Annotated in this window: 24 protein-coding genes; 20 read left to right on the top strand and 4 right to left on the bottom strand. The window is 37.0% G+C overall.

The features are described 5' to 3' along the window. Positions 1-82 precede the first annotated feature (82 nt). The 11 genes from AC4G3K_RS01065 to AC4G3K_RS01015 all read left to right on the top strand — a co-directional run bounded on the left by AC4G3K_RS01065 (position 83) and on the right by AC4G3K_RS01015 (position 10,575). On the top strand, positions 83-1,771 hold the full coding sequence (locus AC4G3K_RS01065) for a formate--tetrahydrofolate ligase (RefSeq protein WP_491132171.1): 1,689 nt from the start codon (positions 83-85) through the stop codon (positions 1,769-1,771). 35 nt (positions 1,772-1,806) lie between these two features. After that, positions 1,807-2,313 (top strand): hypothetical protein, encoded by a 507-nt coding sequence (locus tag AC4G3K_RS01060; RefSeq protein ID WP_491075430.1) that lies wholly within the window; start codon positions 1,807-1,809, stop codon positions 2,311-2,313. A gap of 59 nt (positions 2,314-2,372) precedes the next feature. After that, a complete protein-coding gene (locus AC4G3K_RS01055; RefSeq protein ID WP_491076223.1) occupies positions 2,373-2,849 on the top strand; it encodes a glutathione peroxidase in 477 nt (158 codons plus the stop codon). A 122-nt stretch (positions 2,850-2,971) separates the two neighbouring features. Beyond that, on the top strand, positions 2,972-3,811 hold the full coding sequence (locus AC4G3K_RS01050) for a DegV family protein (protein WP_491075429.1): 840 nt from the start codon (positions 2,972-2,974) through the stop codon (positions 3,809-3,811). Continuing rightward, positions 3,796-4,422, top strand: coding sequence for an HD domain-containing protein (locus tag AC4G3K_RS01045; protein ID WP_491132170.1), 627 nt, complete (start codon positions 3,796-3,798; stop codon positions 4,420-4,422). Before AC4G3K_RS01050 ends, AC4G3K_RS01045 begins: the two co-directional genes overlap by 16 nt. After that, positions 4,419-6,311, top strand: a complete 1,893-nt coding sequence (locus AC4G3K_RS01040; protein WP_491132169.1) for an ABC-F family ATP-binding cassette domain-containing protein — start codon at positions 4,419-4,421, stop codon at positions 6,309-6,311. Before AC4G3K_RS01045 ends, AC4G3K_RS01040 begins: the two co-directional genes overlap by 4 nt. Before the next feature lie 72 nt (positions 6,312-6,383). Next, on the top strand, positions 6,384-7,517 hold the full coding sequence (locus AC4G3K_RS01035; protein WP_491132168.1) for a conserved virulence factor C family protein: 1,134 nt from the start codon (positions 6,384-6,386) through the stop codon (positions 7,515-7,517). Positions 7,518-7,756: 239 nt separating this feature from the next. Beyond that, entirely contained in the window at positions 7,757-8,188 is a 432-nt protein-coding gene (locus AC4G3K_RS01030; RefSeq protein ID WP_491132167.1) for a BrxA/BrxB family bacilliredoxin, read from the top strand. Positions 8,189-8,248: 60 nt separating this feature from the next. Further along, positions 8,249-9,025, top strand: a complete 777-nt coding sequence (locus AC4G3K_RS01025; protein ID WP_491132166.1) for a class I SAM-dependent methyltransferase — start codon at positions 8,249-8,251, stop codon at positions 9,023-9,025. Between the two features lie 84 nt (positions 9,026-9,109). Continuing rightward, the gene (locus AC4G3K_RS01020; protein WP_491075423.1) at positions 9,110-9,700 is read left to right on the top strand and encodes a YpjP family protein; all 591 of its coding nucleotides are present in this window, start codon (positions 9,110-9,112) and stop codon (positions 9,698-9,700) included. 101 nt (positions 9,701-9,801) lie between these two features. Further along, entirely contained in the window at positions 9,802-10,575 is a 774-nt protein-coding gene (locus AC4G3K_RS01015; RefSeq protein WP_491075422.1) for a TerC family protein, read from the top strand. Positions 10,576-10,608: 33 nt separating this feature from the next. Here AC4G3K_RS01015 and AC4G3K_RS01010 read toward each other — a convergent pair whose 3' ends face one another. Continuing rightward, entirely contained in the window at positions 10,609-10,761 is a 153-nt protein-coding gene (locus AC4G3K_RS01010) for a hypothetical protein (RefSeq protein WP_491075421.1), read from the bottom strand. A 322-nt stretch (positions 10,762-11,083) separates the two neighbouring features. On the opposite strand from AC4G3K_RS01010, the gene AC4G3K_RS01005 reads away from it, so the two are divergent. Continuing rightward, complete coding sequence (locus tag AC4G3K_RS01005; protein WP_491132165.1) at positions 11,084-11,800, top strand: anthrax toxin lethal factor-related metalloendopeptidase; 717 nt, start codon at positions 11,084-11,086, stop codon at positions 11,798-11,800. Between the two features lie 17 nt (positions 11,801-11,817). Next, on the top strand, positions 11,818-12,774 hold the full coding sequence (locus tag AC4G3K_RS01000; protein WP_491132164.1) for a thymidylate synthase: 957 nt from the start codon (positions 11,818-11,820) through the stop codon (positions 12,772-12,774). A 115-nt stretch (positions 12,775-12,889) separates the two neighbouring features. Here AC4G3K_RS01000 and AC4G3K_RS00995 read toward each other — a convergent pair whose 3' ends face one another. Continuing rightward, positions 12,890-13,219, bottom strand: a complete 330-nt coding sequence (locus AC4G3K_RS00995; RefSeq protein WP_491132163.1) for a hypothetical protein — start codon at positions 13,217-13,219, stop codon at positions 12,890-12,892. A gap of 299 nt (positions 13,220-13,518) precedes the next feature. On the opposite strand from AC4G3K_RS00995, the gene AC4G3K_RS00990 reads away from it, so the two are divergent. The 3 genes from AC4G3K_RS00990 (at position 13,519) to AC4G3K_RS00980 (ending at position 15,428) form a co-directional block, all read left to right on the top strand. Then, positions 13,519-14,274 carry an SDR family NAD(P)-dependent oxidoreductase gene (locus AC4G3K_RS00990; protein ID WP_491075418.1) on the top strand — a complete coding sequence of 252 codons (756 nt, stop codon included), beginning with the start codon at positions 13,519-13,521 and terminating at the stop codon, positions 14,272-14,274. A 12-nt stretch (positions 14,275-14,286) separates the two neighbouring features. Then, complete coding sequence (locus AC4G3K_RS00985) at positions 14,287-14,733, top strand: MarR family winged helix-turn-helix transcriptional regulator (RefSeq protein WP_491075417.1); 447 nt, start codon at positions 14,287-14,289, stop codon at positions 14,731-14,733. Between the two features lie 194 nt (positions 14,734-14,927). After that, positions 14,928-15,428 (top strand): hypothetical protein, encoded by a 501-nt coding sequence (locus AC4G3K_RS00980; protein ID WP_491132162.1) that lies wholly within the window; start codon positions 14,928-14,930, stop codon positions 15,426-15,428. 245 nt (positions 15,429-15,673) lie between these two features. Here AC4G3K_RS00980 and AC4G3K_RS00975 read toward each other — a convergent pair whose 3' ends face one another. After that, positions 15,674-16,168: a CotY/CotZ family spore coat protein gene (locus AC4G3K_RS00975; protein ID WP_491132160.1), complete on the bottom strand. Its 495-nt coding sequence runs from the start codon at positions 16,166-16,168 to the stop codon at positions 15,674-15,676. Positions 16,169-16,283: 115 nt separating this feature from the next. On the opposite strand from AC4G3K_RS00975, the gene AC4G3K_RS00970 reads away from it, so the two are divergent. Then, entirely contained in the window at positions 16,284-16,640 is a 357-nt protein-coding gene (locus AC4G3K_RS00970; protein ID WP_491132159.1) for a DUF1360 domain-containing protein, read from the top strand. A 26-nt stretch (positions 16,641-16,666) separates the two neighbouring features. On the opposite strand, the gene AC4G3K_RS00965 is transcribed toward AC4G3K_RS00970, so the two are convergent. Beyond that, positions 16,667-17,740, bottom strand: coding sequence for a glycosyltransferase family 4 protein (locus AC4G3K_RS00965; protein WP_491132645.1), 1,074 nt, complete (start codon positions 17,738-17,740; stop codon positions 16,667-16,669). Between the two features lie 171 nt (positions 17,741-17,911). Between AC4G3K_RS00965 and AC4G3K_RS00960 the strand changes: the two genes are divergently transcribed. The 3 genes from AC4G3K_RS00960 to AC4G3K_RS00950 all read left to right on the top strand — a co-directional run bounded on the left by AC4G3K_RS00960 (position 17,912) and on the right by AC4G3K_RS00950 (position 20,002). After that, a complete protein-coding gene (locus AC4G3K_RS00960) occupies positions 17,912-18,625 on the top strand; it encodes a glycosyltransferase (RefSeq protein WP_491132158.1) in 714 nt (237 codons plus the stop codon). Between the two features lie 47 nt (positions 18,626-18,672). Further along, complete coding sequence (locus AC4G3K_RS00955; protein ID WP_491132157.1) at positions 18,673-19,650, top strand: glycosyltransferase family 4 protein; 978 nt, start codon at positions 18,673-18,675, stop codon at positions 19,648-19,650. 199 nt (positions 19,651-19,849) lie between these two features. After that, complete coding sequence (locus AC4G3K_RS00950) at positions 19,850-20,002, top strand: hypothetical protein (RefSeq protein ID WP_491132156.1); 153 nt, start codon at positions 19,850-19,852, stop codon at positions 20,000-20,002. Positions 20,003-20,014 lie beyond the last annotated feature (12 nt).

Below are 20,014 nucleotides of genomic sequence, written 5' to 3'. Positions count from 1 at the left end.
TTCATGAGGTTGTAAATAATAATGTGCGTTTGATATATATTTTTTGTTAAACTAATTATGACTATTGTTTAGGGGGGACAACATGAATTTAAACACAGTTATAAAAAGTGATATTGAGATTGCATTAAATGCAAAAATGAAACCCATTAAAGAAATTGCTAAAACCATTGGCTTAAATGAGGACGATTGGGAAGCATACGGTAAATATAAAGGGAAGATTTCTCTGGACGTTTTAAAAACTAGAAGTACAAAAAAGGACGGAAAATTAATTCTTGTCACTTCTATTAACCCTACTAAAGCAGGGGAAGGAAAATCAACAGTAACCGTTGGTTTAGGAGATGCTTTTTCGCTTCTTGGCAAGAAATCAATGATTGCGATGAGAGAACCTTCCCTCGGTCCTGTTATGGGAGTTAAGGGGGGAGCAACTGGCGGCGGTTATTCGCAGGTGCTGCCGATGGATGAAATAAATCTGCACTTTACTGGAGATCTTCATGCTATTACGACAGCAAATAATGCACTGGCTGCTCTGATAGATAATCATATTCACCAGGGAAATGAACTACAAATTGACCCACGTAAAATCATTTGGAAAAGGGTTCTTGATATGAATGACCGCTCCCTTCGCCATATTGTCATCGGTCTTGGCGGGGACAAGCACGGGATACCGCGTGAAGATGGCTTTGATATCACCGTTGCTTCTGAAATAATGGCCATTTTGTGCCTTGCGATAGACTTAGACGATTTAAAAAATAAATTAGGTAAAATTATGATTGGATATACCTATCATGATAAGCCTGTTTATGTATCTGATTTAGGGGTGGAAGGAGCATTGACTTTATTGCTGAAAGAAGCATTAAAGCCTAATTTAGTTCAGACCATTGAACATACCCCGGCCCTTATTCATGGCGGTCCATTTGCGAATATAGCACATGGATGCAATAGCGTGCTTGCCACAAAAACAGCCCTTAAACTGGCAGATTATTGTGTGACAGAAGCGGGATTTGGAGCTGATTTGGGTGGGGAGAAATTCCTGAATATTAAGACAAAAGCGGCGGATATTAGACCGGATGCCGTTGTCATTGTAGCTACGTTAAGAGCCTTAAAAATGCATGGTGGAGTAAACTCGGATAAACTTAAAGAAGAAAATCTAAAGGCATTAGAAAAAGGTTTTCAGAATTTAATAAAGCATAGTGAAACCATTCAGGCTTTCGGTTTGCCATATATTGTAGCTTTAAATAAATTTTCTGCTGATACTGAAGCAGAAGTGGAGTTATTTAACTCTTTATGTGAGAAGTATAGTTTACCTTATTCATTAACAGAAGTATGGGAAAAAGGTGGACAGGGTGGTATAGATCTCGCTACTAAATTGGAAGAACTTATGATGAAAAAAGCCAATACATTCAAACGTTTGTATGAACCATCGGATTCCCTTCAGCAAAAGATTGAAAAAGTAGCTAAAATTGTATATGGAGCCCAAAAAATCGAATATTCTCCTGATGCTCTGAAACAAATGGAAAAATACGAAGCAGAGGGATGGGGAGAACTCCCTGTTTGTATGGCCAAAACTCAATACTCTTTATCTGACAATCCTCAATTGCTAGGAAGGCCTGAGGGATTTACATTGTATATTAAAAAACTAAAACCTTCTATTGGAGCTGGATTTATTGTGGTACTTACCGGGGATATTATGACTATGCCCGGATTGCCAAAAAGCCCGGCAGCCTTAAAGATGGATGTTGATGAAAGTGGCAATGCAGCAGGACTTTTTTAATCGGATGACTAAATCTATTAATCGGGGGTGATCTAATGTTTGATCCATCTGTTTTTGAAAACCTGAAAGTAGTCGTAGAAGGTGCTTTTTATGACTTGGACTTGGAGGGCGAGCTTGCCATTATTGACAGGCATGACTATGTCGATTTGGCTTATATGTCGCGAATATTTGAGATTAGCACCAGACTTGAAACGTCAAAAGAAAAAGCGGTGGAATGCACGTTATCCTTAAGTGCAGGTTTACAATCTTTTTCATCAGAAAAACTTACTTCTATAACAAAACGCGAGCCGGGATGCGATCTTAAAATTAAATTCAGGTATATTGATCCTGAACACCCTCTCCGCAATATTCATGTTTTAAAACAAATATGGGATAAAGGCTACACCTATAGGGTTTTTAAACATACACCAATTGGATTTAAGCATGAAGATCCTTTCGTAACAATTGAAATCAAACAGGATAAACCGTTATACGAGGATGAAATTGATCAGCTGCATTCCTATGTAAAACAAGTCCTGCATATACTAAAAACAGATGCCTAGTTCTTCAAGTATAAAAACAATAATGAATCGGTGATGTAATTTCAGCGGGAGTGAAGATGATGAATATATATGATTTTAAGGCAAACTTAATTAATGGAGATGAAATCTCCTTTGAACAATATACGGATAAAGTCTTGCTAATTGTTAATACAGCCAGTAAATGTGGGTTTACACCGCAATACAAAGAGTTGGAAGATTTATATCAAAAGTACAAGAGTCAGGGCTTGGTTGTCCTGGGATTTCCGTGCAACCAATTTATGAATCAGGAGCCAGGCGATGACATGGAGATCCATTCGTTCTGTCGAACAAATTATGGCATCACTTTCCCCATGTTTTCTAAAGTGGATGTCAGAGGAGACCAAGCACACCCCTTATTTACCTACTTAACCGAACAGGCACCCGGTATGATGGGTTCGAAAGCAATCAAATGGAATTTCACAAAATTTCTCATTGATCGCAAGGGTACGATTGTGAAACGATTCGCCCCGTCCACAAAACTGTCTGAAGTAGAGAAAAGCATTAATGATTTATTATAGGACGGACCTCTCCATTCGGGTGGAGGGGTTTTATATTTGTATCTTTTTGAAAAAACTTTTGGTTATAATAGGGTAAACATCATTTATCTGTGTTCTATATTCCTGAATGGTGGGGGAGTACTATGAAAAGAGTAGCCTGGGTAACAGACAGTTCAGCTGTTTTAGACGATGAACTTAAAGCCAATAAGGATGTGTATATTCTACCGGTTCACATTGTAGTTGATGGTCATTCATATTTGGATGGTGTGGATATAACAACGGATGAGTTGGTGCAGCAAATGGATAAAGGGTCCGCGCTTACCTCATCACAGCCATCTGTCGGTGATTTTAAAAATCTATATAATCAGCTTGCTGAAACGTATGATTTCATATTTTCCTTTCATATTTCTGCTAAATTGAGCGGTACATATTCTGCAAGTATTCAGGCGGCAGAAATGGTTAATATTCCTGTCTATAATGTAGATACTCATTTCCTTTCCTATCCAATGACATTTTTAATAAAGAAAGCTATTAAAATATGGGAAAATTTTTATGAACCCAAGGCAGTAGTTGAAGCTATACATGACATGAAATCAAAATTAAAAGTATTTGTATGGATTGGTTCACTTCAGCAGCTGCATAATAGCGGCAGACTGAACACATCTAATTATTATTTGGGAAGCCTTCTTCATATAAAACCAATTGTGACCTTCCAGGACGGAAGCATGCACATTAAGACCAAGGTTCGTACGTGGAAAAAGGCAACTGAAAGGATTCAATCCTATTTAAAAGAATCACTTGAGTTGTGCCAAATTGATGAAGTATTTATGCTGTATGGGAAACATATCAGCCAAACAAATGATTGGTCCCAAATGGTTGATAGGCTGAATAAGGAAATAGCAGTTACGATCCATCCGCTTGGAACTGCGCTATGTCTTCATGCAGGCGTGGAAACGGTTGGAATTGGATGGATGGAAAAGTAAAGGAGTTTGCTATGCAAAAAGTGATTGAAGCAGCTGAAGGATTCGTGAAAAAAAGATTCTTAACCGATACGACCGGGCATGATTGGCATCATATGAATCGCGTCAGGAAGCTGTCATTACTCATCTGCCAGACAGAACAAACGGGTGACCCAGAACTAATCGAATTGATTGCCCTCCTGCATGATATCTCTGATTCCAAACTGAATGGGACAAAAAAAGCGGGAGATGAGATTCTGAGTAATTGGCTTGAATCAAATGTGAAGAATAAAGCCATTATTGATAAGATAAAAAAAGATGTTGCCAGTATATCATTCAGGGAGGGCTTGAAAGAGGAATTATCTCCTGAAGCAGCAATTGTACAGGACGCAGATCGATTAGATGCACTTGGAGCGATTGGGATAGCGCGCGCTTTTACATATGGCGGCTATAAAGGGCAACCTATTTATATACCAAACGATGATTCTGCCTCTAGTACTTACACGCATTTTTATGATAAATTACTACTATTAAAGAACTTGATGAATACAGGCACCGCACAAAAGATGGCAGAGGATCGTCATCAATTTATCCTGTTATTCTTAGAACAGTTTAAAAAGGAATTGATTGAATGAAAGTTTTAAAAGGAATAGACGTAAAAAAAGAATATGGAGAGAAAACCCTCTTTAAGAATATTGAGTTCACCATCAGTGAAAATGAAAAGATTGGTTTAATCGGTTTAAATGGGACTGGGAAATCATCTTTGTTAAAAATAATCGCCGGTATTGAAGAATTGGACGCCGGGATGGTGGATAAACCAAAGGATTATCGAATTTCCTACCTTGGACAAAATGTTGAAGTAAATGAAGAAGAGAAGGTATTAGCCTTTATTTATAGAAATGATTCACCTGTTTTTCAGACTGTCCGAAAATACGAGGAATTATTGGAACGTATGAAGGAGTCGCCAAATGATTCGGCACTTCTTGATAACATGTTTCATTTGCAGGCTGAAATGGATGCAAATGGAGGATGGGAAATCCATTCGAATGCGCAAATTATGTTAAATAAGCTTGGAATAAAAGATCTTAATGCAAAAATGGGATCTTTATCCGGAGGCCAAAAAAAGCGTTGTGCTTTAGCTAAAGCATTAATGGAAAAAGCAGATTTACTCATTCTGGATGAGCCTACGAACCATCTTGATTATGATAGCATTCAGTGGCTGCAGGAATACATCCAAGGATATCAAGGCTCAGTTTTGTTCGTTACCCATGATCGATATTTTCTCGATGCGGTGACTAAAAAGATTTGGGAGCTTGATAAGGGTGAATTGCATTCATTTGATGGAAATTATGAGAAGTTTATAGAAATCAAAGCGATACGAGACGAAATGGAAGCGAAATCCACACATAAACTATCAAGGCTTTTTCAGCAGGAATTGGCCTGGATGCGTAAAGGTGCCAAAGCAAGAACAACCAAACAAAAAGCTAGAATTCAACGTTTTGAATCCATACAGGAAGAAGCAAAATCCGGGAAAAACACTGAGGAATTAACCTTGGATGTCGCCTCCACCCGATTGGGTAAAAAAGTGTTGGAGCTGTCTGGCCTTTCAAAATCTTATGAGGATAAATTGTTAATAGATCAATTCTCTGCAATCTTGCAAAAAGGTGATCGGATTGGGATCCTCGGAGCTAATGGCAGTGGGAAAACGACGATATTAAGACTGCTCGCGGGTGTAGAACCGATAAGTGCTGGGTCTATAGATCGGGGATCAACCGTTTTAGTCGGGTATTATACTCAGGAAAATGAAGAATTACCGCTCAATAAGCGGATGATTGAGTATATTAGAGAGACGAGTGAAGCAGTTACGCTGGCGGATGGAGAGCGAATTTCAGCGGCACAAATGCTTGAGCGTTTTCTGTTTGAACCGCATACCCATGGAACAGTTATTGGAAAGCTTTCAGGCGGTGAAAGAAAAAGGCTCTATCTGCTCAAAATATTGATGGAATCACCAAATGTCTTGTTATTGGATGAACCGACAAATGATTTGGATATTCAAACATTAACAGTTTTAGAAGAGTACTTGCAGCATTTTCCCGGCGTTGTAATAACCGTTTCACATGATCGATACTTCTTGGACAAAACATGTGATAAATTATGGGTATTTACCGGAAATGGCCATATAGAAAAATATTATGGGCAGGCTAGTGATTATCTGGAATGGAAACAGGAGCAGGATAAGTCTGTAATCGCAACTGAAAAAGAATTGACTTCCAAAGTAAAACGTACAGAAGAACCTAAAACCAAAAAGAGGCTTTCCTATCATGAGATGCGTGAGTGGGAAGGAATCGATGCAAAAATAGAATCTGTAGAAAAAAGATTGGAAGAAGTCGCACACGAATTAAATACAGTTGGCAGCGACTTTGAACTGGCGAATAAGTTGGCCGAGGAAGAGATTCAATTAAATGAAGAGCTGGAGCATCTAATTGAACGCTGGTCTTATTTATCAGAAATTCAAGAAGGTTAAATCGTCAGAATGTAAATATTTTAATGAATATGCTACAATCCCCCTAGATTAATAGATCAGGGGGATTTTTATATGAGGATTGTCTCAATTGAGCCGACACCAAGCCCGAACACAATGAAGGTGATTCTAAATGAAGAATTACCGACAGGGAAAAGTACAAATTATAAAAAAGATACACTAGATACAGCACCTCCATTTATAAAAGAAGTCTTAACAATTGAAGGGGTCAAAGGTGTCTATCATGTAGCAGACTTTCTGGCAGTAGAGAGAAATGCCAAATATGATTGGCCTGGCATTCTGGCTCAGGTTCGGACCGTTTTTGGTGAGTCAGTGCAAGGAACCAAAAGCAATCCCATGAATTCAGGTAAAGGGTTTGGAGAAGTCAAAGTACAGATCCAGATTTTTAAAGGAATACCGATTCAACTAAAAGCAAATAGTGAGCTGGAAGAAAAGCGCTGGGCCATGCCAAAAAACTTTATTGATGCCTTTGGGGATGCACAGCTAGAGGATGATAATGCTGTTTTAATCCGTAAATGGAGTGACTTCGGCAATCGGTACGGGGAGCTTGAGCAAATTGGGAAAGAGGTTATGGATGAATTAATAGCCTTATATCCTGATGAACGTTTAGCTGAACTCGTTGCTGAGGCGAAGAATGTGATCAAAAAAGCGGAAACCGTAAAAGTTAAACGGAGGAAGTTAACAGAAAGTGATTTGGAACAGGATGATTGGAAGGCAAGATTTCAGGCTTTGGATCAAATGGAAAATCCCGAATTAATAGATCTTCCTTTACTTGATAAAGCACTGCAGGACGAAAAAGCCTCTATCAGAAGGCTTGCTGTTGTCTACTTGGGAATGATTGAAGATATTTCCGTACTTCCTTATTTATATAAAGGACTAAAGGATAAGAGTGTGACGGTTAGAAGAACAGCCGGAGACTGTTTATCCGATTTAGGTTTTCCTGATGCAGAACCAGCTATGATCGAAGCTTTGGCTGATTCGAGTAAGCTGGTACGCTGGAGAGCGGCAATGTTCTTATATGAAGTTGGAGGAGAAATGGCTTTACCAGCATTGCGTAAAGCTGAAAATGATGAAGAATTCGAAGTGGCCTTGCAAGCGAAAATGGCTATTGAGCGCATTGAAAATGGCGATGAAGCGCTTGGATCTGTATGGAAACAAATGACTGAAGCAAGAAAAAACAAAAATTAAATACAGTGATTATTTGAAGTAGCTGCCTAATGCTCCGGCAGCTCTCTTTTTTATCTATCAAAAAATTTATTGGATAAATCATCAGCATTGTTTTTAATTAGAAGAAGGCAGTCCTGTCTGAACTGGAGTTTTATTCTAAATAGAAATCGTACATACAATATAAGGGAATACATTGATTGCACCAGTGAGCTTTCTACTGTATCCTAACATATGAAAGACTTTGATTGGGGGAATATAAAATGTCTATGGCATATGAAGAATATATGAGACAAATGGTCAAGCCGATGAGAGCAGAACTGACAGAAGCAGGCTTTGAAGAACTTACAACGCCGGAACAAGTGGATGAATTTATGGAAAAAGCAGAAGGTACCACACTGGTAGTAGTAAATTCAGTATGCGGATGTGCTGGCGGTTTGGCAAGACCAGCTGCTGCAGAGGCGATAAATGCTGAAATTAAACCGGATCATTTTGTAACAGTCTTTGCAGGTCAGGATAAGGACGCCACCGCAAGAATGAGAGAATATCTGGGAGAAGTCCCATCCTCTCCATCTATGGCATTATTAAAAGGGAATGAAGTGGTTCATTTTATTCCAAGACATGAGATCGAAGGCTTTACATTAGAAGACGTCAGAGAGAATTTATTGAACGCTTTTACCGAGTATTGCAAATAAGTATAGAGGAATGCTCATTTGAGTGTTCCTTTTTTAATTGAATTTAAAGGAGCTATTAATTTGTTTGTCACGACGGTTGAAAAAACGAATGATTTACTTATCCAAAAAGCAATAAATACAGCAAATCAGTTAGGAATTCCTTATATTGAACGCAATAAAAAAACGATTAAGCAATTGCAAGCCCATTATAAGGAGTCTTGTCTTGTAGTCGGGAAGATGAAGACAGAATTGTATGATAGAAATGCCACAGATCCGCTATTCTTTCATCCCAATATGGCCGCCATCCGTATGAAGAGGATTGATAAAGGGGAAGAGGATCCTTTTGTCAGAGCTGCCGGTTTATGCGAAGGGATGTCAATCCTGGATTGTACACTTGGTATGGGGGCAGATGCGCTGATTGCTTCTTATATGATTGGAAATGGCGGTAAAATTACGGCTTTAGAGGTAAATCCATTTATTTATTTTATTATCAATGATGGATTACAAAGATACCCATTTAAGAATGAACAACTGAGGGAGGCTGCAAAGAGGATCGAAACGGTCAATATGGATTATGTAAGCTTTCTTGAAGGATCCAGCGATCGGTCTTATGATGTGGTTTATTTTGATCCAATGTTTACTGAAAGAGTGATTGAAAGTACGGGGATCCAATCACTGGGAATATTTGCTTCATATGAGGACTTGACGAAAGAGGCCATTCAACAGGCCATGAGAGTTGCCAAAAAACGGATTATACTAAAAGACCATTATAAAAGTGAACGGTTTGCTAAGTATGGTTTTACTGTTGAAAAAAGAAAAACTGCAAAATTTCATTTTGGTGTGATAGAATTAGAATAGTGAAAAAATTAAAATTTAATTTTCGATATTGAGTAAAGAGGTTGATGATACAGCTTATTTTGATAGATAGGCAGGTGATTAAATGTGAAAAATTGGTCAAGCATCTTAAAGAAATCATTGGTAGTTGGACTTTCTGTTTTAAGCTTTGGATTAATATCTCCGTCTCAATATCAAGATTGGTATGAAGGGAACAGTGTAAAAGAGAACAAAACCAATCCATTTATTGGCCAGAATCATTACGATGACAGTGAATCCATTTCATTATTTAGTCAAAGCGATTTTTTGTCATATGCTATGCTTCGTGCTGAGGAACAATCCTTTGAAAAATTTGGAGATCGAATCGGTCCCTATATAAAAGATGAATTTTATACGAATGTATTACCACAAATGGAATATATTCTGGAGCAATTCTCATCCGAGTTTCCGGAAGAGAAATTGCTGAATATTGCGATATCAGAGAAGCCCAGCGGGGGCTTAAGCGAAAAAATATTTCACTTGTATGATCGGAAAACAAATAAGGATTTAATCAGATTCCACGTCAGAAGAGAAAACCCGCCTGGAGAAGGTCATTGGTTTGAATTTCATTACCATACATATAAAGATAATTTTGATTCACATAACTCTATGGCAAGAATTTATTGGAGCCAAAATACACCGCCAAAGTGGATTAGCTGAGCAAGAAAAGAAATTTGATAGGTTGAAATTCTCAGATTAATACGTTGCAATCAACGTATTTTCTTTTTTGTGTTAAAGTAAAAATGGGAGATGAATACAACATGAATGAGTTTACTTCACAGCTACTGGAAACATACGCTATGTTTTTTGATTGGCAAATGTGGATTGAGGTATTGTCTGATCCTGTCAGCTGGGGATTAATTGGTACGTTAGTGCTGATGGAAGGATTGCTATCATCCGATAATGCCCTTGTCCTTGCGGTAATGGTTAAAGATTTGCCGGAAAAGCAACGCAGAAAAGCTTTATTTTACGGATTAATCGGTGCCTATTTATTCCGTTTCCTTGCTATTGGAGTAGGTGTCTATCTGATTGAAATACTGTGGGTGAAATTGATTGGTGGAGCCTATCTTGCATGGTTATCCATTCAGTATTTTTACAAAAAGTACAAACATTTTGAAACGACTCCTGATGTCCCAAACGTGAAAAAGTCCGGCTTACTTATACGATTGTTCGGTACCTTCTGGGGGACAGTTGTATCAGTAGAATTAATGGATATTGCTTTCTCTGTAGATAGTATCCTGGCGGCCTTTGGTGTGAGCCAACAAGTTTGGGTTTTATTTGTAGGGGGCATTTTGGGTGTATTAATGATGAGAGGTGTGGCAGGCATATTTCTACGGCTTATTGATAAAATACCAGAGCTTGAAAGTGCCGCTTATATCTTGATTGTTTTTATCGCTGTTAAGATGGTTGGTTCTAATTTTGGCCTTCATATCGATCATGCCATGTTCTTTTTCGTAATTGTTTTAATCTTTGGCGTAACTATTTTATTGCACTTTTACAAAAAGAAAAAAAATCAGCAAACATTGAATATGTAAGAAAATCCCTGATCGATTCGATCAGGGATTTTCTTATAAATGGATAAAGACAAAAACGATACAGAAGCCAAGAGCAATTAGGCTGTCTATCATAATTAATCTCCAATCGGTCATAGCTGAGTACAGATCTTCCATTATTTCTTCATCAAGATTATATTTATCTGGATGGAACCGGATATTAACCACCTCTCCCTAAATTCTAGAATGCTAATCAGGCCTCAAAGTTGATTTTTAGGTTCAAACGGTTAGCATAGATTTCCTTTTTTTTGCATACTGGTAAACTCTCATCCTATGGTATAATTTTTAATGATTTGGCTAACTGGACAATCACGTCCATTAGCGGTAATTCTTATGAACCTACATATATGTCCGTCTGTTCTCTCCAAGAGATTATTTACATACCCCTTAAAAACCTATTTTTATACGAACCGTATTTGGTTGGTGAGCTTGGGGTTTGTGCTCTAAATCTTGAAGAACCCTAATTACCCTTCTCCTGGAGTTGTAACAGATGATAAAAACTAAAAGATTAACAGCCTTATATTTTATTTGCGTACTGATGACTATTTTTATTCTATTTCCTTTAGAGGATAACTATGCGCAGTCTGTCTATATAAAAAATTTAGCTTCAGTTGAAAATGAAGCATTGCTTTCAAAAATAGTGGTTTTGCCTGATGACCGCAATCAATGGGATGAGGCTACCGGTATTATAGAAAGGTTAAGTGAGTTACCTGAGAGTTTACTGAAAACATTAGAAGTTAATAAAATAAAAATAAAGTTATTTACCGGATCATTAACTGATCAACGAGAGGCTTCTCATCTAAAAGGTATCCAGCCAAGGGGATATTCCTTGAAAAATTGGGATGAAGTCCCGGGGATGGGAGGAGGCAAGACCGTCTTAGTTAAAATCGGCTATAGTGAAAAAGGAATGGATCATGATTCAGTCAATCTAGAACTGCATGAGCTTGGCCATTCGGTCGATCAAATTATATTGAATGATAGTAGTAAAACAAGTGGTTTTCAGGCAATTTGGTCAAAAGAGGTGCAGAATCTCTTTCCAAATCAAGCATACTTTATCGATTACCCGGAGGAGTATTTTGCAGAATGTTTTGCGATGCTTTATTACAATGAAAAAACCAGGACCAATTTGTTGTTAAAAGCTCCCCTCACCTATAATTTTCTAGAAAGTATTGAAAAGAATGATTATACTTTAAAAGAGCAACAATGATGTAGGAGGATGAACTAGTGGTGAAAAATGAACAGGCCTATTTAAACCTTTGCCAGCATGTGCTAGATAATGGAATAAAAAAAGCGGATCGTACAGGGACAGGGACAATCTCTATTTTCGGCCATCAAATGAGGTTTAATTTGCAAGAGGGCTTTCCCTTATTAACGACCAAAAGGGTGCCATTTCGCCTGATTGCCAGCGAATTACTTTGGTTTATAAAGGGAGATACAAATATTAAATATCTGCTTCAGCATAACAATAATATTTGGAATGAGTGGGCATTTAAGAAATGGGTTGAAAGTTCCGAGTATACAGGTCCTGATATGACTGATTTTGGCATTCGTTCTTTGCGGGATGAAGAATTTAATCAATCATATGGAGAACAAATGGAATTGTTCAAAGAGAAAATCTTAAGTGATGATGCCTTTGCTGCAAAATATGGAGAGCTTGGAAATGTATATGGGAAACAGTGGAGGGAATGGAAGACATCAACGGGTGAAACAATCGACCAGCTTAAAGATGTTGTCGAACAAATTAAAAGCAACCCCTCATCCAGAAGGTTGATTGTTTCCGCATGGAATCCTGAAGATGTACCAACTATGGCTTTGCCGCCGTGCCACAGTCTATTCCAATTTCATGTGGCAGATGGCAAGCTTTCCTGTCAATTGTATCAAAGAAGTGCTGATATCTTTCTTGGCGTGCCTTTTAATATCGCTAGTTATGCCTTGCTTACTCATTTAATTGCTGCTGAATGCGGTCTTGAAGTTGGTGAATTTGTTCATACTCTTGGCGATGCACATATTTACCTAAACCATGTTGAACAAGTGAAGACGCAATTGGAAAGACAGCCAAGAGAACTTCCTGAACTGTTCATTGATTCCTCGTTTGAAAGTATTTTTGATATGAATCTGGAGCAAATAAAAATAGAGGGATATGACCCCCATCCAACCATAAAAGCACCAATCGCTGTTTAGTTTTTAACAATATCATAATCAAATAATACCACCTAAGAGTGGTGTGAACGGCCTGCAGAATATCTACTCTGTAGGCTTTTTTCTGAGTTTATGTAAAAATTAAGAAAAAATGAGTTCATTTAATGAATTGAATCATTTGAAATGAACGCTGGATTTCATGCCAATACTCCGGATAGGTATCCGTGAATTTGAGAAAAGCTTGATGGAAATTTATGATTAAAAAATCATAAGAGGCACTACGATTTTTTTTGTTATTTCTCAAATCAAAATATAAGGCAAATGGACGGGTGTAATAATTGGTAATCTGGAAAGGATTTAAAATCGCTATTTCTATATCATTTTGAAAGATAAAATCGTTAATTGATTTTATCGGACAATTTTTTGCGAAATTTGGTTCCTGGATGGAAGGGGAGCTTTCATCCAATAATATAATACCTCTGTACATATCTTACTCCTTAATAAAATTAAGTAAATTTATGTATAGGGTAGCCAAAATTATTAAAGATGATACCTATTAAAACAGTTCAGATTTTCTAAACCGTCATTAAAAGTATGCGATGATAGTGTGAGTTCGTGTGAATTGTTTGTATTTCCTAGACTGATTTAGTTAAATTAGGACCTAATTCTTCTGTCTGAAAAAAAGTAGATTAGTCTGAACTTTAAGAATATGTGAGCATATTAGTTTAACATTAAACAATTTACTGTTAAAATATAGTTAGATAAGAAAATAAAGGGGAGATTTAAATGGGGAAACTTCAAGAAAAAGTTGTCGTTATTACAGGTGGTGCAGGTGGAATCGGACTAGGAATGGCGAAAGCAATGGCTAAAGAAGATGCGGTCCTAGTGCTTGTTGATGTGAATGAAGAAACAGGAAGAGCTGCAGAGAAAGTAGTACAGGAAATATCTCCGAATTCTATGTTCTTAAAAGCAGACTTAATGGACCGTGAAAATTTACCGAATATTATTAAAACAGTTGTCGATAAATATGGAAAATTGGATGTACTTGTTAACAATGCACATGCTTCCAAACAGAAATTGATTGAAGAAACTACACAGGCAGATCTTGATCTATCCTTTGGAACAGGTTTTTATCCTACATTCTATCTAATGCAGGCAGCCCTTCCATATCTAAAGGAAACCCAAGGGAATATCATTAACTTTGCCTCAGGAGCAGGAATAAATGGAGACAAAACGCAAGCAGCCTATGCTGCTGCGAAAGAGGCTATTCGTGGTATCACTCGTGTAGCTGCTAATGAGTGGGGAGTCTATGGCATCAATGTCAATCTGATTAGTCCAATTGCTAATTCTGAAGGTGTAAGGGCTTGGGCAAAAGCACAGCCAGAATATCACCAAGCTGTCGTGAATAAGATTCCGCTTGGACGTTTCGGTGATGTGGAAGATGATATCGGCCGTGTAGCAGTCTTCCTTGCAAGCGCTGATTCTCAATATATTACGGGACAAACCATCATGGTCGATGGCGGAGCAACTATGCTCAGATAAGTAGGGATTATGATGAACCAAAAAAATCTGTTTGACTTAATTCATTCTATTGAACAGCTATCCAATGAACATATCGTGGAATTTACGTCACGTTACTCCTATCCAATTGGTGTATCAGCTGTTCTCGTGTTGGCTGAGTTGAGAGAAAACGGGGCTATCAGGCAAAGTGATCTCGCTGATATGCTTAGCTATACGAAGGGTGCTATCACTCATATTGCCACGAAACTCGTTAACTATGGGTTGGCTGAGCGCCTGTATGATGAAGGAGACCGTCGTACGGTTTATTTAGGCATTACGGATAAGGGAATCATTGCTTTAACCGAGGCACAAAAAATTGGGGAATCTATTTTTCTGAAACTGTTCGAAGGACTTTCCAGAGACGAATTGCATGAATACTTGCGTCTTCAACAGAAATTGCTTGAAGGAATGAAAAACAGACGGTTGTCTGGAAAGAAGTAAAAGGATAAGAGATAAGTGAGCCGATTGCGATTCTATATGCAATCGGCTTTACTTTGTTCCTGCAGAGAGAATTACGTTTAACAAAAAACACTCCCATCTATTAGGCTCAGTTAGTTGCAAGTAATTTGTCAAAGGACAAAGGCCTATTGCATACATATATTAATGACTAACTTTTATGAAACGGAGGGAAGAAAATGAATGACAATAAAAGTATAAATTCTTCCATGCCTTTATTTTATATTACTCAACCAGTGAACAATAGTAAGTTAAGTGTTCAGAATATGCAAGAAATTTACCATAGTAAGGGAAGTATTAAAGAGGAAGAGGAAAAAAAATTAGAAAAAGTTAAAGCAGTAAGAAAAGAATATAAAGAGGATTTACAAATTGAAGAAACATTCGAAGAAAATACCTCTATGATCATAGATGATCATTTGAGTGAAGAAAACTTGAATTTGGAAGAAAATAAGATAGTTCAAGCTGAAAGAGAAATGCTAAAAAATAATCTCCGCATAAAATTAATAAGGTTAGCAAGGTATCCAGCTGTAGTTCAAAAGCCATTCTGTGAAATAAAAATTGGAGGAGAATCAATTATTGGGCAAATAGAGAGTAAACGTGGAGAAATTTTAAAGATTAAAGTAGGTGAAGAAATAAGATTATTAGCGATAGATGAAATTGATGAACTTTCTACTCTGTAAAAAAAATAATAATGACCTTATCTTTCAAAATTTGAAAAATAGGGTCCTCTTTTTTATGAATATAATTACTTTTGCCTAAACAAAAAAAGAGGAGTTTCATAAGATGTATAAGAAGTTAAGGATAAGCCTAAAGGTAGATAAAAATCTTAAATTGAAAATGATTAAAGCCCTAAGACGTACAAAAAGAAAACCTGAGGAGGTTTCCCCAGGCTGTAGTATATGAAAGTAAATAATAACCTGCCAGTTTATTTACAATCATGATGGATAGATACAGGACATAGACAACTAACTGCACCGAACATATTTAGATCAACAGTAATATAAGCTTTAGTACCTTCGAGTTCATCATAACTATGGTCTTCTATATGCTGGTCATCTTTGTCTGTACCCTTTGAATAATGATCCTTTTTTCTTAATAATTCTAATGTTGCACAACAAGTATCGGGGTCAACATTATCGACTCGGAAAAGTTTGGATTCAATAAAATAACATTTATCCTTCTTTCTGGTTGATCCATGACCTTCAAATAGCTCTCCGGTGTTAAATACAGTAAGCAGAACTGGAATCGTGTTATATTTGTGTCCTACAGCTAGTTGGCCTTTGTTTAATTCGTTAATAGCCCTATCGCAACCTTTACAGAGAATTTCTTCTTCTGGGTTTATTAAATCCTGTGCTTCTGCAATAGCAAGTAAAGTATCGCATACACAACTAGATGTTTCATAATTAGAACCGCAACTCATATCTTCTCCTCCTTGATGATATATTCCCTAACAGATTATGAAAACAAGAGTATTGTTGTATGAGTATTTAGCCTATTTTTGCATGTATTTATAAAAATGAAGAGGATGGTAGTCAATGATGGAGCTGGATATTATTAAAATACTTATTATTGGATTAGCAGCCTTTCGATTAACACGATTATTTGTGTTCGATAAAATTACTGAATTTATTAGGAATCCATTTTTTGAGGAAAAGATAGAAATAGATGAAACCGGTCAAGAAATCACCTATTTAATTCCCCGGGAGAAGGGATTTCGGCATTTTGTTGGTGAACTAATTAGTTGTCACTGGTGTACTGGAATTTGGATAAGTACATTTTTAGTTTGTTTATATTTATTCGTCCCATCAGTAGCTTATATCCTTATCCTTATTTTAAGCATATCCGCAGTTGGCAGTATAATCGAGACATTGGTTCAAAAATGGATAGAGTAAGTTCTTACAGGTGTTTGAAAAATCAATCAGGGTTGTTTTTTTAATTGGTCTATCATTTGAACAAAGTTATGACCATATTGTTCCAGAGAAAAATTGGCACGTACATAATGGACAGCATTGGCAGTTAATTGTGTTCTTAATACATGGTTTTCCAATAGATCTTTGGCATGAACCAATGCTTCGCCAATCTGTCCTAGATGATAGACTTTTCCAGTTTGATCATGGTGGATAAAACTGGAAATTCCGTCTGAATTGGTTGTTAATACTGCACATTCGCAGCTCATCGCTTCAAGCAAGGCATAACCGAATCCTTCTGTGATTGAGGTAGAGCACAAGAAACCAGATGATTTTGCAATCTTTGAATAATAATTTGCCATTTCGGCATGTGGGATATCATAGTGCAGCGTAATTTTATCAGATAGTGGGTCCTTACTTATTAGGTTGCGAAATAGGATCATTTCATTTGGATCATACTGTTTACTATCTAAGAAAAACCAAATACGGAGCGTAGGATGAAGGTGGATTAAAGTTGAAGCAATTAGTATGAACTCATTCCAATTCTTATTTTTCTCAATCCGTCCAACCCAAGCGATAATTGGTGATGGTTCTACAGGTACATGTATATTCAGCTTGAATTGGTTGAGATCCAATCCATTATGAAAGTGAAAACTCGGTTTATCAGGATAATAATCTTTCGTAAATTTAACAAGGTGAGGAGTAACAGGAGTCAATATGGCATTGGCAAACTGATCGAGATAGTGTTTAGAATAAGCGGAAAGCCAAATTTTAGCTGTATCCATACTGCCTAGTCCCTGTATTTCATAAATTAAGATTCCACTGTATCCAAACCGACGAATTTTTTCTAACATTAAATAATCTGAACATACGATTATAGCCTCGTAGTTTTCCTCGAGAATTAATTTTTTAATACCCTCATCATTAGGAATAATAAATGTGGTGATATCTTTGATGTTTTGCAAACCAGGTCCTTCCATTAAATATAAAAACTCAAAGTGAATATCGAAAGGCTTTAAAGCTTGGCTCCGCTGTCTGGCTAATGTTTCAACTCCGCCACTCGGATAGTTGAAGATAAATAGCATTTTCCTCAAAATGATCATCACTCCATATATTTTTTGACTCTTCTTATTTATATGTAGCTCTCTCTCATTAAGATAATGAATTATTCATAACACATAATTTTTGGTGAAAGCATAGGATAAAACAACTGTTCATATGTGAAGTTTTTATTAAATAGTGAGGGAGTGAGGTATATGAGCGCTAAGGTTTCTATTATTATACCTTTTTATAATTGTGCCTATATAAATCAAGCCATAGAAAGTGCTTTAAACCAAACGTATAAGAATATTGAAGTAATCGTTGTGGATGATGGATCTACTTCCTTTAAAGAAAAAGTCGTTCCCTATATGAAAGACATAAGGTATATTGTGAAAGAAAATGGCGGTACAGGAAGCGCTTTAAATGCCGGAATGCGCGTAGCTTCAGGCGAATATTTCGCATGGTTAAGTTCTGATGATATTTTTATGCCCACAAAAATCGAGAATCAGGTACGGTTTATGGAAGAGAGCCAATCCGCAATCAGTTATACGAATTATTCCTATATTGATGAAAAAAGCAACATCACATATGAAAGAGTCGGTATCCATTATGAAGTACCATCTGAATTTATCAGACATTTCCAACAGGGATGTCATATTAATGGATGTACCGTTATGTTTAGAAAGGAAGTATACCAGAAGATAGGAGAGTTTAACCCGAAGTATAAATACACACAGGATTATGAGTATTGGTTAAGGGTTATCCAAAGCTATCCTTTCCATTTTCTAAATGAACCATTAACTTTATACAGGGTGCATCCAGAAATGGGTAGTAAAAAGCATTACCGCTATCAAATCGCAGAGGTCCTCGAACTTCGTGTTAAATATAAACCTATTCTTGAAAAATTAGAAAGAAGTGGTTGGGTGTGAAATTTGTCTTTCCAATCTTTACCCTTTGTAAAGGTGGAGCTCAGCGGATGCTTGCCGAAATAACAAATGGATTGGTCCTTAAAGGCCATGAAGTGAAAATCATTATGCCTTCGTCTGGAGTGGTAGACTATCCCATCATGGCTGCACTCATTCGAACGCCAAATACATTTTTGGAGGAAGCGGATTACCCGTATGCTGACTGTATCGTATCAAATTTCCATTTAACAGTGCCTTCTGCTGAGCAAGCCAGCCAAAAAGGGAAAGGTAAACATGTTAGACTCAGTATGTGCTATGAACCTATGTTTCTGCCAGATCAGCAACGTACATTTCCTTCGTATAATATCACAAAGAACTTATTTGTTTTATCTGAGTATCAGCAAAAAATAATTGAACTTTCTCATGGAATTAAAGGCAGTATCATCCCGGTCGGAGTCAGTGATTCTTTTCGGAATTTAGGTATAAGGCAGCAAAATGGAACATTAACTATTTCAGCTATTATGAGAATGACGGAGGGCGGCTATGCCTGGCAACGTAACCAGGATGAATTAATAGAGGTCCTTCTAAAGATTAAAGCCAATTTTCCTGATGTCTCCATTAACTTAATATGTCCTCCGGATGAGTTTAATTCTTCCATAAAGTTACAAACTATTAAGCTTTTAGGTCCATTTAATTTTGAACTGCCTCAGAATGATGAACAGTTAAACCTATTGTATAACCAATCGGATATATATGTTTCTGCTTCTATGTTTGAAGCAGCTCTCTTACCGCCGCTTGAGGCTATGAGTTGTGGTGCGGCACTTGTCTCATACTATTCCGGTGGAAATATAGATTACTGTAAACATGAATCAACAGCTCTTATCTCTTATGCTTATGAGAAAAACTTATATGATCATATAGCCAGGTTAATAATGGATCAAAATCTTCGCCAAAGAATCTCTGCCCAAGGTGAAATAGAGGCGGCAAAATGGACTTGGGAAAAAAGCACTGAAAAATTTGAAGAAGAAATAAACACCCTTTTTATTTAGACATTGTGTAATAATGTCTATTTTTTATCGGTAATTAGGTCTTCCATACAGGCTGATATTTTTTACTCCGTTACATTTGCCCCAACAGTAAGCTACGGTGGTAGCCTGATTACCGGAAGACTGGCTGATGTTATAGCGATAGAAACCAGTTGATTATTTTACTTCATGTTTCTGACATGAAGCATTTTTAGAAGAGAGTATGACCATTTTGTTTTTTACGAAACGTTTTCATAACGGTATAGAGAAAAGTACGGATTATTTGATAGATGAATTAATTAACCATGTGAATTTGATTATTCGGAATCAGGATGGTGACTTAGATAAAGAATCATTCGAAATGGCTATCAAGTAATGGTAAAACGAC

This window comes from Bacillus sp. z26 (assembly GCF_058313635.1).
This window is presented reverse-complemented; position numbering and strand designations above follow the sequence as displayed.

What these genes read in the sequence shown, in the direction of transcription:
- AC4G3K_RS00965 (WP_491132645.1), bottom strand. Translation starts at nt 17,740, where the DNA reads ATGCTATTTATCTTCAACTATCCGAGTGGCGGAGTTGAAACATTAGCC.
- AC4G3K_RS01045 (WP_491132170.1), top strand. Translation starts at nt 3,796, where the DNA reads ATGGATGGAAAAGTAAAGGAGTTTGCTATGCAAAAAGTGATTGAAGCA.
- AC4G3K_RS00990 (WP_491075418.1), top strand. Translation starts at nt 13,519, where the DNA reads ATGGGGAAACTTCAAGAAAAAGTTGTCGTTATTACAGGTGGTGCAGGT.
- AC4G3K_RS01065 (WP_491132171.1), top strand. Translation starts at nt 83, where the DNA reads ATGAATTTAAACACAGTTATAAAAAGTGATATTGAGATTGCATTAAAT.
- AC4G3K_RS00985 (WP_491075417.1), top strand. Translation starts at nt 14,287, where the DNA reads ATGAACCAAAAAAATCTGTTTGACTTAATTCATTCTATTGAACAGCTA.
- AC4G3K_RS01035 (WP_491132168.1), top strand. Translation starts at nt 6,384, where the DNA reads ATGAGGATTGTCTCAATTGAGCCGACACCAAGCCCGAACACAATGAAG.
- AC4G3K_RS00950 (WP_491132156.1), top strand. Translation starts at nt 19,850, where the DNA reads ATGACCATTTTGTTTTTTACGAAACGTTTTCATAACGGTATAGAGAAA.
- AC4G3K_RS01030 (WP_491132167.1), top strand. Translation starts at nt 7,757, where the DNA reads ATGTCTATGGCATATGAAGAATATATGAGACAAATGGTCAAGCCGATG.
- AC4G3K_RS00960 (WP_491132158.1), top strand. Translation starts at nt 17,912, where the DNA reads ATGAGCGCTAAGGTTTCTATTATTATACCTTTTTATAATTGTGCCTAT.
- AC4G3K_RS01005 (WP_491132165.1), top strand. Translation starts at nt 11,084, where the DNA reads ATGATAAAAACTAAAAGATTAACAGCCTTATATTTTATTTGCGTACTG.
- AC4G3K_RS00955 (WP_491132157.1), top strand. Translation starts at nt 18,673, where the DNA reads ATGCTTGCCGAAATAACAAATGGATTGGTCCTTAAAGGCCATGAAGTG.
- AC4G3K_RS01055 (WP_491076223.1), top strand. Translation starts at nt 2,373, where the DNA reads ATGAATATATATGATTTTAAGGCAAACTTAATTAATGGAGATGAAATC.
- AC4G3K_RS01050 (WP_491075429.1), top strand. Translation starts at nt 2,972, where the DNA reads ATGAAAAGAGTAGCCTGGGTAACAGACAGTTCAGCTGTTTTAGACGAT.
- AC4G3K_RS01040 (WP_491132169.1), top strand. Translation starts at nt 4,419, where the DNA reads ATGAAAGTTTTAAAAGGAATAGACGTAAAAAAAGAATATGGAGAGAAA.
- AC4G3K_RS00975 (WP_491132160.1), bottom strand. Translation starts at nt 16,168, where the DNA reads ATGAGTTGCGGTTCTAATTATGAAACATCTAGTTGTGTATGCGATACT.
- AC4G3K_RS00995 (WP_491132163.1), bottom strand. Translation starts at nt 13,219, where the DNA reads ATGTACAGAGGTATTATATTATTGGATGAAAGCTCCCCTTCCATCCAG.
- AC4G3K_RS00970 (WP_491132159.1), top strand. Translation starts at nt 16,284, where the DNA reads ATGATGGAGCTGGATATTATTAAAATACTTATTATTGGATTAGCAGCC.
- AC4G3K_RS01060 (WP_491075430.1), top strand. Translation starts at nt 1,807, where the DNA reads ATGTTTGATCCATCTGTTTTTGAAAACCTGAAAGTAGTCGTAGAAGGT.
- AC4G3K_RS00980 (WP_491132162.1), top strand. Translation starts at nt 14,928, where the DNA reads ATGAATGACAATAAAAGTATAAATTCTTCCATGCCTTTATTTTATATT.
- AC4G3K_RS01015 (WP_491075422.1), top strand. Translation starts at nt 9,802, where the DNA reads ATGAATGAGTTTACTTCACAGCTACTGGAAACATACGCTATGTTTTTT.